The 19,870-nt window shown below is 59.8% G+C and carries 16 protein-coding genes; 7 read left to right on the top strand and 9 right to left on the bottom strand.

The features are described from left to right. The first annotated feature begins 1 nt into the window (after nt 1). From E9954_RS13910 to E9954_RS13895, 4 genes are read left to right on the top strand one after another with little or no spacing between them, the layout of a single operon-like run. The gene (locus tag E9954_RS13910; protein WP_136079753.1) at nt 2-4,048 is read left to right on the top strand and encodes a secretin N-terminal domain-containing protein; all 4,047 of its coding nucleotides are present in this window, start codon (nt 2-4) and stop codon (nt 4,046-4,048) included. Further along, nucleotides 4,038-4,385 carry a hypothetical protein gene (locus tag E9954_RS13905; protein ID WP_136079752.1) on the top strand — a complete coding sequence of 116 codons (348 nt, stop codon included), beginning with the start codon at nt 4,038-4,040 and terminating at the stop codon, nt 4,383-4,385. Before E9954_RS13910 ends, E9954_RS13905 begins: the two co-directional genes overlap by 11 nt. Before the next feature lie 4 nt (nt 4,386-4,389). Next, nucleotides 4,390-6,093, top strand: a complete 1,704-nt coding sequence (locus E9954_RS13900; protein ID WP_136079751.1) for a GspE/PulE family protein — start codon at nt 4,390-4,392, stop codon at nt 6,091-6,093. Nucleotides 6,094-6,096: 3 nt separating this feature from the next. After that, nucleotides 6,097-7,365, top strand: a complete 1,269-nt coding sequence (locus E9954_RS13895) for a type II secretion system F family protein (RefSeq protein WP_136079750.1) — start codon at nt 6,097-6,099, stop codon at nt 7,363-7,365. A 296-nt stretch (nt 7,366-7,661) separates the two neighbouring features. Here E9954_RS13895 and E9954_RS13890 read toward each other — a convergent pair whose 3' ends face one another. From E9954_RS13890 to E9954_RS13875, 4 genes are all read right to left on the bottom strand, one after another. After that, on the bottom strand, nt 7,662-7,892 hold the full coding sequence (locus tag E9954_RS13890) for a PLDc N-terminal domain-containing protein (RefSeq protein ID WP_136079749.1): 231 nt from the start codon (nt 7,890-7,892) through the stop codon (nt 7,662-7,664). Between the two features lie 70 nt (nt 7,893-7,962). After that, nucleotides 7,963-8,286, bottom strand: a complete 324-nt coding sequence (locus E9954_RS13885; protein ID WP_136079748.1) for a type II toxin-antitoxin system HicB family antitoxin — start codon at nt 8,284-8,286, stop codon at nt 7,963-7,965. Then, the gene (locus tag E9954_RS13880; protein WP_136079747.1) at nt 8,283-8,537 is read right to left on the bottom strand and encodes a type II toxin-antitoxin system HicA family toxin; all 255 of its coding nucleotides are present in this window, start codon (nt 8,535-8,537) and stop codon (nt 8,283-8,285) included. The genes E9954_RS13885 and E9954_RS13880 overlap by 4 nt, the downstream gene beginning before the upstream one ends. 186 nt (nt 8,538-8,723) lie before the next feature. After that, the gene (locus E9954_RS13875; RefSeq protein ID WP_136079746.1) at nt 8,724-9,647 is read right to left on the bottom strand and encodes an AraC family transcriptional regulator; all 924 of its coding nucleotides are present in this window, start codon (nt 9,645-9,647) and stop codon (nt 8,724-8,726) included. A gap of 104 nt (nt 9,648-9,751) precedes the next feature. On the opposite strand from E9954_RS13875, the gene E9954_RS13870 reads away from it, so the two are divergent. Continuing rightward, the gene (locus E9954_RS13870) at nt 9,752-11,539 is read left to right on the top strand and encodes an L-fucose isomerase (protein ID WP_136079745.1); all 1,788 of its coding nucleotides are present in this window, start codon (nt 9,752-9,754) and stop codon (nt 11,537-11,539) included. Next, nucleotides 11,536-11,955: a hypothetical protein gene (locus E9954_RS13865; RefSeq protein ID WP_136079744.1), complete on the top strand. Its 420-nt coding sequence runs from the start codon at nt 11,536-11,538 to the stop codon at nt 11,953-11,955. The genes E9954_RS13870 and E9954_RS13865 overlap by 4 nt, the downstream gene beginning before the upstream one ends. 116 nt (nt 11,956-12,071) lie before the next feature. Here E9954_RS13865 and E9954_RS13860 read toward each other — a convergent pair whose 3' ends face one another. Genes E9954_RS13860 through E9954_RS13840 form a run of 5 tightly spaced genes read right to left on the bottom strand, consistent with a single transcriptional unit; the run spans nt 12,072 to nt 17,772 of the window. Then, nucleotides 12,072-13,193 carry a glycosyltransferase family protein gene (locus E9954_RS13860; protein ID WP_136079743.1) on the bottom strand — a complete coding sequence of 374 codons (1,122 nt, stop codon included), beginning with the start codon at nt 13,191-13,193 and terminating at the stop codon, nt 12,072-12,074. Continuing rightward, nucleotides 13,190-13,735 (bottom strand): DUF456 family protein, encoded by a 546-nt coding sequence (locus tag E9954_RS13855; RefSeq protein WP_136079742.1) that lies wholly within the window; start codon nt 13,733-13,735, stop codon nt 13,190-13,192. Before E9954_RS13855 ends, E9954_RS13860 begins: the two co-directional genes overlap by 4 nt. A 3-nt stretch (nt 13,736-13,738) precedes the next feature. Continuing rightward, the gene (locus tag E9954_RS13850; protein ID WP_136079741.1) at nt 13,739-15,196 is read right to left on the bottom strand and encodes a leucyl aminopeptidase family protein; all 1,458 of its coding nucleotides are present in this window, start codon (nt 15,194-15,196) and stop codon (nt 13,739-13,741) included. A gap of 1 nt (nt 15,197) precedes the next feature. After that, complete coding sequence (locus E9954_RS13845) at nt 15,198-15,578, bottom strand: heavy-metal-associated domain-containing protein (protein ID WP_136079740.1); 381 nt, start codon at nt 15,576-15,578, stop codon at nt 15,198-15,200. A gap of 31 nt (nt 15,579-15,609) precedes the next feature. Then, nucleotides 15,610-17,772 carry a tetratricopeptide repeat protein gene (locus E9954_RS13840; protein WP_136079739.1) on the bottom strand — a complete coding sequence of 721 codons (2,163 nt, stop codon included), beginning with the start codon at nt 17,770-17,772 and terminating at the stop codon, nt 15,610-15,612. Between the two features lie 168 nt (nt 17,773-17,940). Between E9954_RS13840 and rpoD the strand changes: the two genes are divergently transcribed. Beyond that, nucleotides 17,941-19,854, top strand: coding sequence for an RNA polymerase sigma factor RpoD (gene rpoD / locus E9954_RS33670; RefSeq protein ID WP_136079738.1), 1,914 nt, complete (start codon nt 17,941-17,943; stop codon nt 19,852-19,854). Nucleotides 19,855-19,870: the final 16 nt, after the last annotated feature.

The following is a 19,870-nucleotide window of genomic DNA, read 5'->3' as shown; positions in this document are numbered from 1 at the left end:
TATGAAAATCAAACACACCCTCTTGCTTCCCGCCCTCCTGCTTGCTGCCTTCGCCGCGCAGGCGCAGACCAACGGCACCGCGACGGTTCCGCCCCGCATTGTGTCGGAACCGGTGGGGGCGCTCGATCCCGCCGAACAGGTGGGGCCGATCGTGCTGCGGAAAATGGCGATGAACCAGGTGTTCGACCTGCTGCAAACCTACAGCGGCCGGATCGTGATTCCCGCCGCCGGCCTGCCTTCGGTCACCTTCACGTTCCAAAGCAGCGGCACGCTGCGGCGCGACGAAGCCATCCTGGCGCTCGAAACCCTGCTCAACCTCAACGGCGTCATGCTGGTGCAGCAGGAAAACGGCTTTGTCCAGGCCATCCCGCACACGCAGGCGCTGCGCCGCGGGCCGGCCATGCTGGATCCCGATACGCCCGTCGGCGATGCCGAGCAACAGGTCTACGGGCGCGTGTTCGAACTCAAGCACCTGGATTCGAGAACCATGTATTACCAGGTGCGCAACCTGCTTTCGACCGGCGGACTCGCCACCGCGCTCGACCTCGAATGGCGCAATTCGTTGCTGATCTTCGACACCGACCACAACCTGGACTCCATCGGCAAGGTGATAGACATGCTCGACCAGCCGCCGGGGCATCGCGCCGAGGTGTTCGTGGTTCCCATCAAGAACGGCCGCGTGCACAACGTCTTCTATGCGCTCGTCCACGCGCAGCGCTACCGCGCCAATGCGGCGCTCTTCCGCGCGCGCTTCCACATCGATACCTCCGCCAACCACCTGGTCGTGGTTTCGCCGCCGGAAAGCAAGGCCTACATCGAGGAGCTCGTCGAAGCGCTCGACCGCGAGATTGCCCCGCTCACCACCAGCCAGGTGTTCACCATCAAGAAGGGCAACATCCGCACCATCTATTCCATTCTGGTCAGCATGATCCGCCACCAGCAGATCCACTTTTCCAAGCGCGGGTTCCAGAGTTCGGAAACCTATCGCCTCACGCAGCAGCTGCAAACCACGCCGCCTCCCGCCGAGGAGGGCGCCGAACCGCCCACCTCCACGCCGTCGGTCGATCAGGTCGTGGCCGATCTCGCGGAAACCGGCGCGGATGCCGAGCTGCAGTTCAGTCCCTACACCGGCGTTTGGCTCGACCACCAAAACAATGCGCTCGTGGTCTACGGCACCCCCGCCGACATGAAAAGCGCCGGCGAACTGATTGAAAAACTCGACACCGAAACCACGCCCTACACCGGTAGCGAAATCATCCGCCTCAAGCATGCCCATGCGCCGGGCATCGGCAAGTTGCTCAACCACATGGTGCAGGTGCAGCGCAGCCTGTTTGCGCGGCAGGGGCTGGCCAGCGGCGAGGCGCGCGAGGGGCAGGGCACCGAAAGCGCGGAGGATGCCTTCGAGTTCAGTCCCTACATGTATATCTGGACCGAGCGCGCCAACAATGCGGTCGTGGTCTATGGCACGAAGGACGATATCGCACGCATCAAGTCGCTCATCGCCAAGCTCGACATCGAACAGGTTCCGGTCACGCAGAGCAAGACGGTCGAGGTGAAGAATACGCAGGCCACCACCGTGGCCAGCTTGATCGCGCGCATTATCTATCTGCAACGCTACGCCTATTTGCGCGAGGGGATCTATGCCGGCGAAACCCGCGAAAACACCGCCGCGGCCGAAGGCGGCAACATGGAGGTCGGCTTTGAATTCACCCCGTATGCCATGGTGACCGCCGACCGCACCGGCAACTCGCTCTTCATCTATGGCACCGCGCGCGATATCCAGCGCGTCGAGGAGCTGCTGGTGGATCTCGACCGCGAAACCGCTCCCATCACCAAGAGCAAGGTCTACTATCTCAAGCACGCCGATGCCTACAGCCTGAGCCGGATCGTGGGGCAGGTGATCGACTCCCAACGCCGGATTTTCCAGAAGCGCGGCCTGCGTTCGGGCGAAGAGGAAGAGGGCCTCGAACCCGAAATCACGATGGGCTTCGAGTTCAGCGATTTCGCCACCGTGGTGGCCGACCGCCGCAGCAACAGCCTGCTGTTGTATGGAACCGATTCCGACATTGTCCGCGTCGATGCCATCATCGCCGAGACCGATATCCCGGTCGACCCGATCACCAGCAGCCGGGTCTTCGCCCTCAAGCATGCGGAAGCCAACAGCCTGTCGCGCGTGCTGCAGATCATCGTCAGCAGCCAGCGGGCCGCCATCCGCGCGGTGGAATCGGCCAGCGATAAGGTGAAGAATCCCGACGAGTCGGTCGGGGCGGTGGAGGGCGACCCCGCCGTGCAGTTCAGCCAGTTCCTGTCGATTGTGGCCGATGCCCGCAACAATGCGCTGATTGTCTATGGCACGCATGCGGACGTGGAGCACGTTGCCGCGCTCATTGAACAGACCGATGTCGAGGTGGCGCCCATGACGCGCAGCGAAGTGTTCTTCCTCGAAAATGCGCAGGCCCGCACGCTCTCGGCGATCCTGACGCGCATGATCCGTAGCCAGCAGACCGCGATGCGCCGGGTGCAGTCGAGTTTCCATGCGGTGCAATACCGCTCCGGCAACGAGGAGGAGGAACCGCTCAACGCCATGATGTTCGATCCGAACCAGCCCATGCAGTTCAGCCCCTATGTCTCCGTGGTGGCCAACGACCGCAACAACTCGCTGCTCGTCTACGGCACCGATTCGGATATCGGCCAGCTCGGCGAGATCATCGCCCAGAACGATATCGCCGTGGCGCCGCGCACGCAGAGCCGCATCTTCTACATCAAGCATGCGGATGCCAACGACGTGGTGCGCACCATCAACCCGCTCATCACTTCCCAGCAGCGCGTGCGCGAACGCGAGTCCACCCTGCGCCGCTTCTTCCGCCGCCGCGATGGCGAGATGGATGAGGCCGCCGCCGGCGCGGCCGGCCTGCCGGACGAACCGGCGTTGGAACCCTTGGACCTCGACATGGCGGAGACCGGGATGGAGTTCGACGAAGATCTCCAGTTCAGCCCCTATGTCACGCTTTCGGCCGACGACCGCAGCAATGCGATCATCGTCTATGGAACGCCCTTCGATCTCCAGCAGGTCGAAGGCCTGATCGAGCAGGTCGACCGGGTGCTGCCGCAGGTGCAGATCGAGGTGGTGATTGCCGAGGTCATGTTGATCAAGGGGCAGGTCTCCGGGCTCGACACCTTCGGCATCAGCTACGACAACCCGTTCCCGTTCCAGGTGGATGGCGCCAACAACGGGGGGGTGCAAAGCCGGGGCGGCATCCTGGGGGCTGCGCCGAATCTCGACAGCACCTCCGGTTCGGCGGGCGACATCGGGATTGGCCTGAACCCTTTCAGCCTGCAGGCCGTCTTCCGCGTGGCCAAGGAGGATAGCAATGTGCGCGTCCTCTCCGCTCCGACCATCACCACCTCGCACAACCGCCCGGCCAGCATCAACGTGGGCGAGGCGCGCCCGATCATCACCGCCTCCACGTCCAGCCTCAACAGCAACAACCTCAACACCAAGTCCGAAGTCGAATACCGCGACATCGGCATCAACCTCCAGGTGCGCCCCTTGGTCAGCGATGCCGGTTTCATCCAGATGGAGATCGAGCAGACCGTCGAGACGGTCATCGATTCGCAAACCATCGATGGCAACGAGCAGCCGATCATCGGCACCCGCCGGGCCAATTCCTTCGTAAGCGTCCGCGACGAGGAAATTATTGTGATGGGCGGCCTGCAATCCGAGGCCACCATCGTGTCCGACGGCAAGGTCTGGATTCTGGGCGACATCCCGTTGGTCGGCCGCCTGTTCCGCCCGAAGAAGCGCACCACGACCGTTCGCGAGCTGATCATCTTCGTTCGCCCGAACCTGGTGGAGGGCATGCACCCGAACAAATTGATCCAGCGGCAGGTCGAGAATCCCGGCATGGGCACCGAGGATGTGGTGACCTACCTCGAAACCGGGCGCTTCGCCGGGCAACTCAATGAGCCGCCGCCGCAAATCCCGGAAGAGGGCGAGCCCATGCCCGGAACCACCAACGCCGTGCGGGAGGTCTCCAATGAACAGTAGATGGTTGGTTGCCGCCACCTTGATTGCCTCGGTGGCCGGGGCGGAAAAAAGCAGCCCCTACGCCTCGCTGGTCGAAAACTCGCCGTTTTTGACGCCGGCGTTCAAGGCGCGGCTGGGCAAGCGCGATACGGTTTCCATGATGTTTGCCGGCTATACCAAGATCGGCTCCGAATGGCATTTTGCCTTGGTGGAAAAAAAGACCGGCAAGTCCACCTGGATGAAGATGAACGTCGAGCAGGACGGCATCCGGATTGAAAGCTTCGATGAAAAGACGGAGCAGATCCATTTGACCGTGGGCGGGCTCGGCATGGACCTGACCTTGGTGAAGGAGAAATAAGCGGATGCAAATCGACTCGGTTTCAAACGCCTCGGGCTTGGGCAAGATTATCCGCGATCTCGATCCGGAAGCGGAGCGCATCGTCGAAACGGCTTCGCGCGAAGACAAGCTCAACAGCCTATCGGCGGCGACGGGCATCGAGGCCCGCGAGCTGCTGGCCATGCTGGCGCACGGGTGCGGCCTGCCGCTGCTCACGACCTTCGAGCCGGACCTGGAGGGTTCCACGCGGTTCCCCGACCGGCTGATCCATAGTTGCAGCGCACTGCCGATCCGCCCGCCGGAAGGGCATGGGCAGGGCCGGTTATGCCTGGCCACGCTATGGCCGCCGAGCGCGCGGATGGAGCGCTGGGTCTATGCCGTCTGCGGGCGGGAAGTCGACTGGTTCCTGGTGGAGCCCCAGCGTCTCACCGCCGTCATCACCAAGAGCTTCGGCGTCGGGGCCGCCAGCCTCGACGAGTCCGACACCGACGGGCTCGATGGGGGTGCCGAGGATGAACAGGAAGACGAAAACGCCGCCATCATCCGCTTCGTCAACGAGGTGATCCAGCAGGCCATGCGCGACCGCGCAACGGACATCCATTTCGAGCCGCGCAAGGAGCACCTCGACATTCGCTACCGCATCGACGGGCGCCTGGTTCCGGTCAACGTGCCGCCCAACCTGGTCAATTTCCAAAGCGCCATCATTTCGCGCATCAAAATTATGTCGCGCATGAACATTTCCGAAAAGCGGCGGCCGCAGGATGGCCGCATCACCTACGGCAAGGGGCGGCAGGAGGTCGATGTGCGCGTATCGACGCTGCCCACCATGTATGGCGAGAGCGTTAGCATGCGCCTGCTCAACGAGCAGAGCCAGCCGACCTCGATCCAGGAACTCGGGTTCCTGCCCGACGACGAGGCGCGCATTGCCAAGGTGCTGGATTTGCCGCACGGCATCATGCTGATTACCGGCCCGACGGGGTCGGGCAAAAGCACGACGCTCGCCTCGTTCATGCGGCAGATCGGCACGCCCGACCGCCGCATCATCACGGTGGAGGATCCGATCGAATACGAGATTCCGCAGATCAACCAAACCCAGGTCAACTCCGACATCGGACTGACCTTCGCCAGTGCGCTACGTAGTGTCCTGCGGCAGGATCCGGACGTGATCATGGTGGGGGAAATCCGCGATCGCGAGACGGCCGATATCGCCGTGCGCGCCTCGCTGACCGGCCATCTGGTGCTGAGCACCTTGCACACGAACGACGCGCCGGGGGCCATTGTGCGTCTCGTGGACATGGGCATCGAACCCTTCCTGATTGCATCGTCGGTCAAGATGGTGATTGCCCAGCGGCTCATCCGCCGGCTGTGCCCGCATTGCGCCATCCCCGACGATTCCCCGAAGGAGGTCATCGCTTCCTGCCTGATGACGCTTGGCATGGATCAGTCGCTGGCGGCCGCGGCGGACGGATTGCGCCTGCCGGCCGGTTGCGATGCCTGTGCAGGGCTGGGCTTCCGGGGCCGCGTGGGCATGTTTGAATTGCTGCAGGTCGATGAAACCATCCATGGCTTGATTGTGCAGCGTGCATCGGCGCACGAAATCAGGCGGCAGGCGCTGTTGCGCGGCATGCGCAGCCTGCAGGCCTGCGGATGGGAGCATGCGGCGAACGGGCGGTCGGCGCTTTCGGAAGTGATGCGCTATGCCGATATGTCGGAAAGTGCGGAAGGATAGGCCATGCCACGTTTTTTCTATAGGGCGGTCAACGCACAGGGGCATTCGAGCACGGGCGCGGTCGAGGCGGCCGATGCCGCCGGCGCACGCCGGAAGCTCCGGACGGATGGGCTGACGCCGGTCGATATCCGGCCCGCCAATCCGGCGGACCATGCCCATGCCGCCAGCCGCGAAAAATCCAAGCCGGTGACCTCGGCCGAGATGGAGAAGCTCAACAGCGCCCAGGTCGGTGCGGGCGAGGCCAACAAGATTGCGCTGGAGCTGTTCACCCGCGTGCATCAGCTGGTGGATAACGGAATGCCGCTGGGCGATGCCGTCAAGGCACTGGGGCAGCGCCTGACCGTGCCGCGCCAGAAGGCGCTGTGCTCCGGGCTCTGGCACGAACTCAGCAAGGGTTCCAACATGGCCGGCGCCATGCGCCGCTTCCCGAAGATTTTCGACGCCACCACCATTGCCATGGTCGAGGCCGGCGAGGCGACGGGTAACCTCGGGCCGATTCTGGAAAACCTGATCGAGATGCTTGAGACGCGGCGCGAGATGCGTAAAGAGATTGCGTCGGGCCTGGCCTATCCGGCCTTTATCCTAATCGTCGTTTTTCTGGTGATGCTTTTCGTGCTCTTCTACCTCATGCCCAACATACAGACCATGATGGATTCGATGGGGGGCGAGCTGACGTTGCCAACGCGGATCGTGATGGGCTTTGCCAAGTTTAGCCTGACGGGCGGGCCGTTCATTCTCGGTGCGTTCGGGGGGATCTTCCTGCTGTTTCGGCAGTGGCGCAAGACCGAGGGTGGACGGCTGGCAAGCGACCGCTGGTTATTGCGCCTACCCGTGGTGAAGGGCATAGCGCAAAATGCGGAGCTGAGCCGCGTCTGCAATCTTTCTGCCGTGCTGCTCGATAGCGGGGTCGACACCACCGATGCCCTGCGCCTGATCGAGCGGTCGATGCAGAACCGCTACCTGCGCGGACTCTTTTCCGCCAGCCGCACACTGATCAGCGATGGTGCGTCGTTTGCCAACGCCCTGCGCCATAACAAGGTGATGCCGGACATGGATCTGGACATCCTCGGTATCAGTGAGGACGCGGGCGATCTTGTGGCCGGCTTCCGCAGCATCTACAAAGCGCGGAACGAAGAACTTCGCGACCAAATGAAACGGCTGACGGTTTGGATCGGAACCGGGGCCATGTTCTTTGTGTTCGCGCTCGTCTTCCTGCTCGTCTTCGGCATCGTCAGCAGCATCCTCCAGCTCAGCAGCAGTGTGTTGGGGTAGGCTTCACGACTAAACCTAAAAGATTAAACTTCATTGGCCACAAAGAGGCTCAAGATGCACGAAGACCGCAGGTTCGATGTCTTCGTACTACTATCCGTCAATTTCTTGTTTTCCTGGCAAATTTTTTTACCACCCGCTGCGCTAGAGGACTCTGAGGCACAGAGGGTTAGGATGCTCTGTGTCTCTGAGATCTCTGTGGTAAAAAATCCGTGTCTTCGGTGTTCATCTGTAGCTTCAAATAATTTGGTTGCGGCACCGCTGCTCCAGGTTTTTTGTGGCCATCCGCTCGAAAAATATTATTCTTCTGCGTCGTCGCAGAAAACACTCCCCGGGGAAACGATCAGGCAGACGATGGCGCCAAGAAAGGGAAGCAGGAGAATCAAGAGAACCCATAGGAACTTTGCGATTTCGTTCATCGGCCGGTTCCTGAGGCTAAGCAGGGCAATGACCGGAAGCAGCAGGATAAACAAACCAAATATGATGAGGATTCCAATCGGAATGACGGTCAAAACTGAATCGATATCCATCTTTTTCCTTTACGTTGCGAGTGACTCGCCAGGGAACCAGACTCGAGGTAGGTTCCACTCGCTTGCTTTATTATCCGGCTGCAGTTTCTAGTGCGTCATGCACCCAGGCATTGAGACTCTTGTGTTCAATTTTTGCACGCATTGCCACGGCTTTATGGAGTTCTGGCTCAACTCGAACCATGAATTTACCAGAGTAGGGTTTTTCTGGTGACTCGCCACGGTCTTCACAAAACTCAAGATAATCATCTACTGAACCTTTGAATGCTTCTCGAAGCTCTCCAACTGTTTCACCCTGAAACGTGACAACATCCCTGAGGTTGATGACTTCGCCATGAAAGATGTTTGCTTCGTCGTCGAATTCAACTTTTCCAATATATCCTTTGTATTCCATCATTTGATCACCTCTGCCTCTTTCAAGAATCTACGCATTGAACTGACTGCTCCTTTATCTGTCACTCTTTTGGGATGAGGTCTGTGAAACACGGCCCGCACATCATTTAAATAAATTCTGACCCGAGAGCCTCTTCCTTCGGTTATTTCTCCTCCCAAGGCGATGATGAGTGCTTCAATATCCTTCCATGGGATATCTGAACGCTCTGGCTTCTCCATGATCTTTTCGAGTGTGCGCGTATGTTTCTTGTTCATCGCGAATGCATAGTATCAAGTTTTGGTATCATGGCAAGGGTGGTTTTTTTGTTTTTCACAAAACGATGTGTGTGTGGGCATTTCAATGGACACAACATCTTTGGCGCTACCCATCTTGACCCGTTCGACCCAAGGTAGCCTTTGGCAACCTTGGGCTGATGACGTAATCCCTTTGGGATATCAACTCTAGGAACTAAAGTCGCGGACGCGGCGGCGTTCTTCTTCCTCGGTGCGGAACTGGATGTTTTTCCAGTCGCGCGATTCGGCGGCGGAGAGTCCGCTGAAGTGCTTGCGGTATTCGGACGGCGTTGCGCCGATGGCCTGCTTGAAGGTGTTGGCGAAATATTGGCTGGTGCCGTAGCCGCACTCGAAGGCGATGTCGATAATCTTGATGTCGGTTTCGCGCAGCAGGGTTTTGGCGCGTTCCATCCGGATGCGGAAGAGATATTCCATGGGGGTGCTGCCGGTGAGTTTCTGGAACACCTTGTTGAGCTGGGTGCGCTGGATGCCGCAATGCTCCGCCATTTCGGCCAGCGTCCATTGTTGGTCGCAGCTCGACGGCAGGCTGGCGATGAGGGCCTGCACGCGCTGTTCGGAATAGGTGTTTTGGCCGGTATCGACCACCTCGCCGGAAATGATTCGCTTGAGCTCGACGAGGATGGCCCGGATAAGGGTTTTGGTGTGGGCGTCGCGCAGGGCATGGGTGCTTTGCAGCTCGCCGATGAGCGTGGGCATCAGGCTTCGCATGGCCGGGGTGGCCGGAAAGCAATGCTGCCGTGTGCCGGCGAAGGTTTGGCTCAGGATTTCCATCTCCTCCTTGCTGAACCCAAACGATTTTGGAAACTGGAAGTGGGTGTGCGGGGTGGGGTAGTCCTTTTCCAGGTGGAACAGCACGTGCCAGATCGTGTTGTCCGGTTCCTTGGGGTTGACGCTGCCGTGCACCTGCCAGGGCAGGGTGAAATAGATCGAGCCCGACTTCACCTTTTCCAGTTCGCCCTCGACCATCCATTCCATCAAGCCCCTCTCGATGTAGGTGATTTCCATACCGCGGTTCTTGTGCGGCGTGAGTTCCGTGCACTGGAAGCGTCCGTAGCTAATGATCTCGTTCATGGTTTTTCCTTAAATGTATAAAATATACCACCCCGAAATCCGACCGACAAGTTTGACGTTTAAGTGTTTATTGATGCCATCAATAGACAACCAAGGAGAGCTATATGGCAACGTCAAACACATGGATTACCAAACTTCCGAAAATCGGCATCCGCCCGACCATCGATGGCCGCTACGGCGGCGTCCGCGAATCGCTCGAAGACCAGGTCATGAACATGGCCAAGGCCGCGGCGAAGCACATCAGCGAAAATCTCAAATACCCGAACGGCGAGCCGGTCGAGTGTGTCATTGCCGACACTTGCATCGGGGGCGTGGCCGAAGCGGCCGCCTGTGCCGAAAAGTTCGATGCCGAAAACGTGGGCGTCTCCCTCACGGTCACCCCGTGCTGGTGCTATGGCTCCGAAACGATGGACATGGATCCGATGCGCCCGAAGGCCGTCTGGGGCTTCAACGGCACCGAGCGTCCCGGCGCGGTCTACCTCGCAGCGGTACTGGCTGCCCACGCCCAGAAGGGCCTTCCGGCCTTCGGCATTTATGGCCGCGATGTGCAGGATGCGGGCGACACCTCCATCCCCGCCGATGTTTCCGAAAAGCTGTTGCGCTTTGCCAAGGCCGGTCTGGCCGCGGCCATGATGAAGGGCAAGTCCTACCTCTCCATGGGCGGCGTTTCCATGGGGATTGCCGGTTCCATCGTCGACCAGCAATTCTTCGAAGACTATCTCGGCATGCGCGTCGAAGCGATCGACCTGACCGAAATGCACCGCCGCATCCGCGATGAGATCTACGATGCCGCGGAATATGAAACGGCGCTGTCCTGGGTGAAGGAAAACTGCCCGGAAGGCGACGACCCGAATTCGCCGGAAACCACCCGTTCGCGTGAAAAGCTCGATGCCGAGTGGGAAATGTCGGTCAAGATGGCGCTGATCACCCGCGACCTGATGTATGGCAACGAAGCACTCATCGATATGGGCTATAAGGAAGAGGCGCGCGGCCACAATGCCATCGTCTCCGGTTTCCAGGGGCAGCGCCACTGGACGGACACCTATGCCAACGGCGACTTCCTCGAAGCCATCTCCAACAGCTCGTTCGACTGGAGCGGCATCCGCATGCCGCGCCTGGTGGCCACCGAAAACGACGCGTTCAACGGCGTGCCGATGCTCTTCGGGCATCTGCTCACCAACACCGCGCAGGTCTTCGCCGATGTGCGCACCTACTGGAGCCCGGACGCCGTTAAGCGCGTTACCGGCCACCAGCTCGACGGCGTTGCCGCCGATGGCATCATCCACCTGATCAACTCCGGTTCCGCCGCGCTCGACGGCTGCGGACAGCAGAGTGTGGATGGCGAGCCGGCCATGAAGCCCTTCTGGGAAATCAGCGAAGCCGAAAAAGACGCCTGCCTGAAAGCAACCACCTGGCATCCGTCCGTCACGGAATATTTCCCCGGCGGTGGCTGGTCGTCCAAATTCGTAACCAAGGCCGGCATGCCGATCACCATGAGCCGCGTCAACATGGTCAAGGGCCTTGGCCCGGTGTTGCAGATTGCCGAAGGTTGGACGGTTGAGCTTCCGGACGACGTCCACAAGGTGCTCGACAACCGCACCAACAGCACCTGGCCGACCACCTGGTTCGCGCCGCGGATTACCGGCAAGGGGGCCTTTGTTGATACCTATTCCGTGATGGCCAACTGGGGCGCCAACCACGGCGCGTTCAGCTATGGCCACATTGGGGCCGACCTGATCTCGCTCGCCGCGATCCTGCGCATTCCGGTCTTCATGCACAACGTTGAAGACGGCGATGTCTTCCGTCCGGCGGCCTGGAGCTCGTTCGGTACGGAAAACCGCGAAGGCGCCGATTTCCGCGCCTGCGAAACTTACGGCCCGGTCTACGGATGAACAACGTGATGCTCACCTTGGTGGCGGCTGCGTGCAACGTGGGCACCATCGCCTGCATTAAGAAATGCAAGTATGCCGTCGCAGGTGGGCAATCCGCGTTGTACTGGGTGCTGGGTATTGCCGGAACCATTCTGGCAACCCAGTATCTCGTGCTGTGGGCGGACATCAAGGGGGCATCGCTAGGGCTGGCCATTTCGTTCGTCATCGTTTCCGTCATGATTGCTGCCGCAATCATGGGGGTCGATGGCGAGAGCGGCCGGTTGATCGTGCTTCCCCTGAAACATATTCCAGTTCTCGAATCGACCGGCTATGTGCTGGCGGTCGTTGGTGTATTGCTGGTCGGCGTTTCGCAACAGCGGCAGTCCGTATCCCCGCAAGGGGCCAAGCATCATCCAGAAGCCGGACAAGACATTTAGCCCGGCAACCCGTCTACAACGTTTCTTCAATGTACCGCAGGCGGCCCGCCTGCCCCGTCGAACGGGAAATGTGCCAACGGCACTACACCTCTAGCATGGGGCAAAGCCCCTTTCTTTTATCCCAGCCGCTTCAGGATTTCCGCGGCGGCACGTTCTGCGCCGCCGCGAGGCATGGCCTCGCGCGGTGCGGGCGCGGTTTCAATCGCGACAAGGGCCCGTTCCAATTCTCCTGCGTACAACTCCGCATTGGGAATGAACGCCTGTTTGCAGTAGCGCTCGATCGCATCCACCAGAATGGGGTATTCCAGGAAATTCTTCCGGTCCGAATAGATGATCGGCTTGGTGTTGGCGATGCATTCGGAGACGATCCCGAATCCGGGCTTGGTGACCACCACGTCGCAGGAGGCAAGAATGTCGGCAAAGGGGGCAAGCGAACGGGATAGGCAACGGATGTTGGAATCCGGCCATTCCAGGGGGTCGACGGTGAAAATATCATACTTATGCAAGTATGATAATCGGGCCAGGGCCTCTTGGTTCAAGTCCAGGGTGGTGAAGGAAAGCAGGATCCATTGTTTGGTGGGATCGGCTCCGGTGGCTTCGGCAATGCGGGCGCGGCATTCGGTGCCGGGTTTGGCCAGCAACGGCAGGTCGATCTGGTTCGGGAAGGCTTCCATCGGCTCGGCGAAGGGCTGGCGCAGCAGCAGGTCGGTCTGAGCGTAGACCTGGCGGAACTTTTCGACATAGGTTTTCCAGCGTGGATCGTGGCCGATGAATTCGGAATAGATCCAGTTCCAGCCAAAGTTGCTGGTGGCCACGTTGGGGATTCCGGCCCGTTGCGCGGCGGCCAGCGGAATGGCGGGAATATCGGCCACGACCACGCCGATGTTTTCGCGCTGCATGAAGTCCGCTTCCTGGGCAATCAGTTCCTCTTCGCGGGAATAGAGTTTTTCGAGGGTATCGATGGAGGCTTCGAGGTCAACCTGGATGGAATCTTTTTGGATCAGGCCGAGGTCGAAGGCGCCGGGCCGGACGTCGATGGTGTCGGGTAGGCGGCTGGCCATGAAGTCGGTGGGCAGGTCGGTCTTGACCATGATCGGGACATTGGGGGCGGCTGTGCGTAGGGCATTGAGGATGTCGCAGGAGCGGGTTCCATGCCCATAGCCGTGGGCGGTGATGTAGTAGGCGATCTTTGACTGCGTATTGCGTACTGCGTATTGCGTATCAGGTTTCTTTTTCATGTGGTTTGTTTCGTCAGGACGCAGCCGAGCGCCAGGGCGGCGCTCATGGCGAGGGTGATTCCGACCTTGAGGAAGATGACGCCCAGACGGGCGAGTACGGCGCCGGTTGCAACATGCGCGGCATGGTCGGCCTTTTTCATTTTCGAATGCTCAACAACAAAGGCGAGTCCGAAGCTGCCGGCAATCATGCCAACGAGATTCCCTATGATGGGTATTGGAATGAAGCCGCCTAGGATCATGCCGATGAAACCGCCGGCCAAGGCGGCCATGCCGGCGGCCTTTGAGCCGCCGCGTCGTTGCACGCCCCAGGTGCCGGCCATGGTTTCGATGGCTTCAACCCCGATGCAGAGCAGCAGGAAAACGATGAGGGTTGCGAGCCCCGGGAAGGCCGGCCAGCGGTGCCACGCCACCAGTCCGGTTGCGGCCAAAACCACCCAGGTGCCGGAAAGCGATAGGCACGAGAGGATGAATCCGGCGATGCAGAGCACTCCTGCCAGCGTGTAGATGCCAAACGTTCCGACCGATTGCCAGTCGAGTTCCATGGGTTAGTCCTGCGACGCGACCCATTGGGCGAGGGTGCGGGCACCGAAGAGCGTTGCGCCGGGGGCCTGGTGGGGCTTGGGCGATTCGAGCCAGGCGGTGCCTGCGATGTCGATGTGCGCCCACGGAATATCCTCGGGAACGAATTCTTGCAGGAAGGCCGCCGCGGTTGCCGTTCCGGCGCCGGGGGTTTTGCTGATGTTGGAGAGGTCGGCGAAGTCGGACTTCATGTTGTCGGAATAATCCTTGAAGATCGGCAGTTGCCAAAGGCGTTCGCCGGCGGTCAGGCCCGCGTCGATCAGTTCGTTGACGATCTGCGGTTGGTTGCCGAGCACGGCTGCGGCTGAGCCGCCGAGTGCCATGATGACGGCGCCCGTGAGCGTGGCGATGTCGACGATCGCGCGCGGCTTCATGTCGACCGCGAGCCCCAGTGCATCCATGAGGGCCAAGCGACCTTCGGCATCGGTGTTGCACACTTCGACGGTTTTTCCTTTGTAGGCGGTAACGATGTCGCCGGGGCGGGTGGCTTTGGATCCGGGCATGTTTTCGGCGGCGCAAAGGATGCCGACCACGGGCACCTCAACGTTCATGCGGGCAATCATCTGCATGGCGGTGAGCACGGCCATGCCGCCACTCTTGTCGTAGCGCATCCATTCCATGCCCTTGCCGGGCTTGAGCGAGATGCCGCCGGAATCGAACGTGAGGGTTTTCCCGACGAGTACGATGGGTTTGGCTTTCGGGTCGGTTCCCTTGTGCTTGAGGATGATCATTCGGGCTTCTTCCGCGCCGCCGCTGGCAACGGAGAGGATGCCGCCGCACCCTTTTTTGGCCAGCTCGGTTTCGCCCATCACCTTGCAGGTGAGTCCGTTTTCCTTGGCCATCGTTTTGGCCCAGTCGGCGATGGCGGTTGGGGTGGCCTTGTTGCCGGGCATGTTGGCGAGGTCGGCGGTGCCGACCAGTGCGGCTCCCTGCGCCTCGGCATCCTTGATGACCCCTCTGTCCTCGACCGGTCCGGCGAAGGTTAGCGTTGCCGCCGCACTCTTTTTCGCGGAGGTTTTGAAGGTGGCGTATTCGTAGGTTCCCCACGCCGCGCCGCGTCCTGCGAGGAGCTGGTAGTCCGTTTCGGAAACGCCTTCGAGCGTGAGGGTCGAGGCCATGGCGAAGGTTTTGAGCCCGGCGGCCCGCCCGGCCTTGATGGCGGCGGCGGCGGCTTGCTCGAGCAGGCCGTTGTGGAAATATTTCGCGGCACCGATTCCGGTGAGAAGGACTTGTTTCCCATTGAGCGGGAGCTGGGCCACCTGGCCCGGTTCGCCCTTGAATGCCGAGTTCTTCAGGAGTGCGGCAAGTTGCTTCCTAAGCCCTGCGCTGCCCGATGGGAGCAGGATTTCCCCTCCTTGGCAAAAAACCACGAGGGCCTCTTTTTTCTGTTCGGCCAGCGGGGCGGGGGATATGGAAAACTTCATGCTATTTCACTCCTTCGGGAATTTTGGCTTTGGGATCCGCAGGGCGCAGGTTGACGGGGAATCCGGCCTCGGCAATGGCTTCCTCGAAGTTCATTTTCCGAACGGTGCTGCTTTTGTAGCTGACGGTCAGGATGTTTTTTTCGAGGTCGTAGGAGCTGTCGTCGTAGCCGGGCACGGCCTTCATTTTGTTCTGCAGGTATTGCGCGGCGGCGGCGGTCCGCATGTCGGGCACGTGGTAGTTGTCGGATACGATTTCCTTGCGGAAGCACCAGAACATGAAGGTGGTGTTGGCCTTCTTTTCCTTGGCGCGGGCCTCACGGTCGCCGCATCCGGTTGCCGCGAGGGCAAGGACGGCGAGGGCAAACAACAGTGTTTTTTTCATGCGAACCTTTCTGGAATTTCAATAATGCGCGCTACTCTAGCTCGTGCATCAGCTGATATCGATAAATTTCCTGCCACTTTGGCGGCGACTTGAATCCCTCCTGCATGAGCTGGCGGAAGTGGTTGATCCTGCCGGTGAGCTCGGGGAAGATTTCGTCGAAGATGTAGCAGAATTCGTGATAGTTCGATTCCGCCTCTTCGAAGCGGCCCAGCAACTGGTAGGTGAGTCCCAGCGCAATCATCGGGCCCGGGCTGTCGGGATAGTCCTTGCGGATGTCCTCGAAGAGCGTGCCGGCTTGCGGTAGATTGTTCTGCAACAGGGAGATGTTGCCGGCCAGCAACCGGGCCGTCGCGGCGTCGTGGGGGTAGTGCCTGATGATCTGCATGCAGTTCCGAAGCGTTTGCCCGGCATCCTTGTTGGCGTAGGCCGCATTCATCTGGGCTTCGAGCATTTGAAGGGGCGGGGGGGCCTGGAGGATGGTGTAGACCGTGTGGACGCTGAACACGGTGAAAATGGTTGCGGCGATGACCGCCAGATCGAAACGGTCGGCCTTGGCCTTGCGCATTAGTTTGAACATATAGCCGGTGAACCCGCCCTTTGCATGGTAGCGGTATTGCCGGATGGCCTGGACGTTCATGATGAAGGCGGCCATGACCGGATTGATTTGCAGCCGCTTATCCTCCTCCAGCGACAACGTATGCCACTCCACGAAGCCTTGGAGGGTGATGCGGGAGAAGTCGTACATCAGCGTGCCGTGGGGATCGGATTGTTTCAAGGCATGGAAGGTGAGCAACTGCTGGAGGATCGGGAACGAGTCGTCGTCCATGGCGGACTTGCGCCAGCTGAGCACGCTTAGGCCGCCCGGCAGGGTTCCGGATTCGTGGACCCGGTCGAGCATGGCGTTCTTGCGCAAAACGGGAAGGCCATGCCAAAGCAAAGGCATGAAGGCAGGGAAGCCGCGGAGTGTCGTTTCGTTATCGCGAAGGTAGGCCTTGGTGAAGGCGGATTCCGGTTCGTTCCAGAACATTTCGTTCAGGTTGTGTTCCAGCTGGGTGCGCTCTTCTTCAAAGGTTTCGGGGTCGTCCTGGTAGATCGGGCAATTGCGCCGCAGGCGGTTTAGGGCATCGATTTCGGTGAGCAGGAGCACGGTCAGATCCACCGTGGCCAAATCCGTTTCGTAGAGGGCTGGAACCACGCATTCGGCGCTGTTTTTCCAGCAGTGGATCCCTTTGCGCTTGGGATCGAAATGGTGAAGCATCCATTGGATATGGCGCCGGAGCAATGGAAGCACGGTGGTCAGAAAGGCCTCGTCCCGCCGGGCTTCCCACACCGACTCGATGGTTTTTGCCATGAGCGGTTTAGGTGCTTCCATGAGGGAATGGGTGGCGTGGGGCGAGTAGAAGATGGGGATGGCACCCGCGTTGTTCTGGAGTTTGAGCGCGCAGGTGACGAGCTCCTCGGCCATTTCCGGATCAATCAGTTTCCAGGCCTGCGCCAGCGGGAAGAGTTCGTTGATGTCGAGGCCGACTGTGCCGGAGGTCGAGGATTGGCACCAGGATAGCGGGATGCCGCCCTCCGGTGGACGCAGGGCCTTCATCATGGATTCGGCGCAGATTACGGCCAGCGAATCGTGGTGGGCCATGTCTTCGAACAGGTTGCTTGCCCCTTTTCGGTAGGCCAGTTCCTGCTCCATGACCCTGTCCAGGTTTTTTTCCAGATAGCCCTCCGCAATGCGGATGGCCTCCGATTTGAGGTGGGTTTTGGTTACCAGGCAGAAGGTGCCGCCGCGGGAGGCGAGAAGGGCCGGGCAGTCGTCGTGGTCAATCCACTGGTATCCTTCCGCCTCCTCCATCGGCTGGTCGGTCGCCAGGATAGCATTCGGGATTCCGGCCGTTTGCCCCCAGAGGACGCCGGGTTCCGGGACGATTGTTTCCGCGCCCAGCAGTTCTTTCCTGCGGGTGAAATAGGCGCAAAAGCCGTTGAAGAGGACGGTGATGCCACTATTTTGCGGGACGGGGACCTGGAGTATCCACGCCGGTTCGGCCATGCTCGGGGCGATCCTTCCAACGGTTTCCCGGGCCTGGAAAAAAAGCCCGGGGCTGTTTTCCCTGAACGAGGCGTTGCATCCGCGCGGCTCGAAGGTCCAGTCGGCGATCCACGGATGGGACGGGTAGGGGCGGAAGATGGAATTCATTTGAAAATAGTGTTTGTTGAGCAGGGATGTTTCAAGCGAATATTCGCATTTGGGGCCTTAAAGAATTAGTTGCAACTTTACGTTGACGTGGAGGGGAAACTTGCTATTAATTACCGGCTTTCTTCACTATAATAGGTGAACTGTATACTTTTATAAACAAGGAGTCCCATGGCTGTCTCGAAAAAGAAGTCTTCCGCAAAGAAGGCCGCAAGCAAGAAAACCTCTAAGCCCGACACTGAAAAAGCCACCACGATTACCGTCGCAAAGAAAGCCGCCGCTCCTGGTCAAAAAATAGAACCTGCAAAAAAAGTTGTAAAAAAGGCACCGGCCCGGAAAAAGGCCGCAGTCAAGAAAGCCCCCGCGAAAAAGGCGGAAACCTCCGCCGAAGCAAAAACGCAGGAAGACAAGGTCGCCGCAACCGTGGCTGCCGTTGATGAGGCAACGTCCGGCGGTGTTTCCCTGATGGATCGCGAAGAGCGCAACGATCGCATCAAGGAACTGATGGCGCTGGCGTCCGACCACGGGTTCCTGACCTACGAGGACATCAACGAAGCCTTCCCGGAAGACATGGTTGTTGTCGAGGACATCGACAAGATCGTGGGGCTGCTGCAGAGCATGGAAATCGATATTATCCGGCAGGACGATGTCGAGGAGTACCAGGCGCGACTCGAAAAGGAGCAGGCCGACAAGCAGAGCGCGCGTTCCGATGTTCTGGACGACCCGGTTCGCATGTACCTGAAGCAAATGGGCCAGGTGCCGCTGCTGACCCGCGAGCAGGAGGTGGAAATCTCCATGCGTATCGAAGAGGCGGAGATCGCCACCACCAAGATGTTCAACCGCCTTGGCTGCGCAACCGACGCCTACCTCGGCGTGATTGAGCGCCTTGAGCTGGGCAAGGAACGTTTCGACCGCATCATCTCCGACAAGCATGTCGAGTGTCGCGAGGACTATTTCAACGACCTGCCGAAAGTGCTCAAGGGCATCGAGCGCAACCGCGAGCTGAAACTCAAATACTATCTCGAATATTCCTCGGCCAAGAAAGGCAGCGAGGAAGAAGGCAAGGCCCTGAAAATGTTCGACAAGGCGGAGCAGCGCCTTTCCGAATATTATAAGCAGCTTCATTTCAAGCAGAAGGCCATCGAGGATATCGTTCCGGAGGTCGATAAATCCTACTACAAGATGAAGCACTTGCTCGAGGAGGTGGATCGTCTGAAGAAAAGCCGCGCCAAGAGCGCCAATACCGATCTGCGCGGCATCCGCAAGGAGATCAAGGAGCTGGAAACCTATCTCCATATGGAACAGAAGGAGTTCATGGCGCACTTTGCCGATCTGCGCGTCTGGCTCCGCAAGGGACTCAAGGCCAAAACCGAGATGATCGAGGCCAACCTGCGCCTGGTGATTTCGATTGCCAAGAAATACACCAACCGCGGCCTCTCCTTCCTGGATTTGATCCAGGAGGGCAACATGGGCCTGATGAAAGCGGTCGAAAAGTTTGAATACCGACGCGGCTATAAATTCTCGACCTACGCCACCTGGTGGATCCGGCAGGCGATTACCCGTTCGATCGCCGACCAGGCGCGTACGATCCGTATTCCGGTGCACATGATCGAAACGATCAATAAACTGATGCGCATCCAGAAGCAGCTGCTTCAGGAATTCGGTCGCGAAGCGACCCCCGAGGAGCTGGCCGACGAGATGGAGCTGCCGGTCGAGCGCGTCCGCGCCATCCTGAAGATTGCCCAGCAGCCGATCTCGTTGCAGAGCCCGATCGGCGATTCCGACGATACGCACTTCGGCGACTTCATTGAGGATAAGTCGGCCGAGAAGCCCGACGAAATGACCGCATTCAGCCTGCTGAAGGAAAAGATTGGCGACGTTCTCCAGACGCTCACCGACCGCGAGCAGGAGGTGCTTACGCTCCGCTTCGGGCTGGTGGATGGCTATCCGCGCACGCTGGAGGAGGTGGGTCGCAAGTTCAACGTCACCCGCGAGCGTATTCGCCAGATCGAGGCGAAGGCCCTGCGCAAGATGCGCCACCCGACCCGTATCCGCAAGCTCGAGGGCTTCCTCGACGGCGAATAGGCCCAGATCTCTCCCC

It is taken from the genome of Pontiella desulfatans (assembly GCF_900890425.1).
GTDB lineage: Bacteria > Verrucomicrobiota > Kiritimatiellia > Kiritimatiellales > Pontiellaceae > Pontiella > Pontiella desulfatans.
The sequence above is the reverse complement of the archived record's forward strand: the minus strand, read 5'-3'. Positions and strand labels throughout refer to the sequence as shown.

Coding starts and splice junctions, on each gene's coding strand:
- E9954_RS13910 (WP_136079753.1), top strand. CDS start 2: ATGAAAATCAAACACACCCTCTTGCTTCCCGCCCTCCTGCTTGCTGCC.
- E9954_RS13905 (WP_136079752.1), top strand. CDS start 4,038: ATGAACAGTAGATGGTTGGTTGCCGCCACCTTGATTGCCTCGGTGGCC.
- E9954_RS13900 (WP_136079751.1), top strand. CDS start 4,390: ATGCAAATCGACTCGGTTTCAAACGCCTCGGGCTTGGGCAAGATTATC.
- E9954_RS13895 (WP_136079750.1), top strand. CDS start 6,097: ATGCCACGTTTTTTCTATAGGGCGGTCAACGCACAGGGGCATTCGAGC.
- E9954_RS13890 (WP_136079749.1), bottom strand. CDS start 7,892: ATGGATATCGATTCAGTTTTGACCGTCATTCCGATTGGAATCCTCATC.
- E9954_RS13885 (WP_136079748.1), bottom strand. CDS start 8,286: ATGATGGAATACAAAGGATATATTGGAAAAGTTGAATTCGACGACGAA.
- E9954_RS13880 (WP_136079747.1), bottom strand. CDS start 8,537: ATGAACAAGAAACATACGCGCACACTCGAAAAGATCATGGAGAAGCCA.
- E9954_RS13875 (WP_136079746.1), bottom strand. CDS start 9,647: ATGAACGAGATCATTAGCTACGGACGCTTCCAGTGCACGGAACTCACG.
- E9954_RS13870 (WP_136079745.1), top strand. CDS start 9,752: ATGGCAACGTCAAACACATGGATTACCAAACTTCCGAAAATCGGCATC.
- E9954_RS13865 (WP_136079744.1), top strand. CDS start 11,536: ATGAACAACGTGATGCTCACCTTGGTGGCGGCTGCGTGCAACGTGGGC.
- E9954_RS13860 (WP_136079743.1), bottom strand. CDS start 13,193: ATGAAAAAGAAACCTGATACGCAATACGCAGTACGCAATACGCAGTCA.
- E9954_RS13855 (WP_136079742.1), bottom strand. CDS start 13,735: ATGGAACTCGACTGGCAATCGGTCGGAACGTTTGGCATCTACACGCTG.
- E9954_RS13850 (WP_136079741.1), bottom strand. CDS start 15,196: ATGAAGTTTTCCATATCCCCCGCCCCGCTGGCCGAACAGAAAAAAGAG.
- E9954_RS13845 (WP_136079740.1), bottom strand. CDS start 15,578: ATGAAAAAAACACTGTTGTTTGCCCTCGCCGTCCTTGCCCTCGCGGCA.
- E9954_RS13840 (WP_136079739.1), bottom strand. CDS start 17,772: ATGAATTCCATCTTCCGCCCCTACCCGTCCCATCCGTGGATCGCCGAC.
- rpoD (WP_136079738.1), top strand. CDS start 17,941: ATGGCTGTCTCGAAAAAGAAGTCTTCCGCAAAGAAGGCCGCAAGCAAG.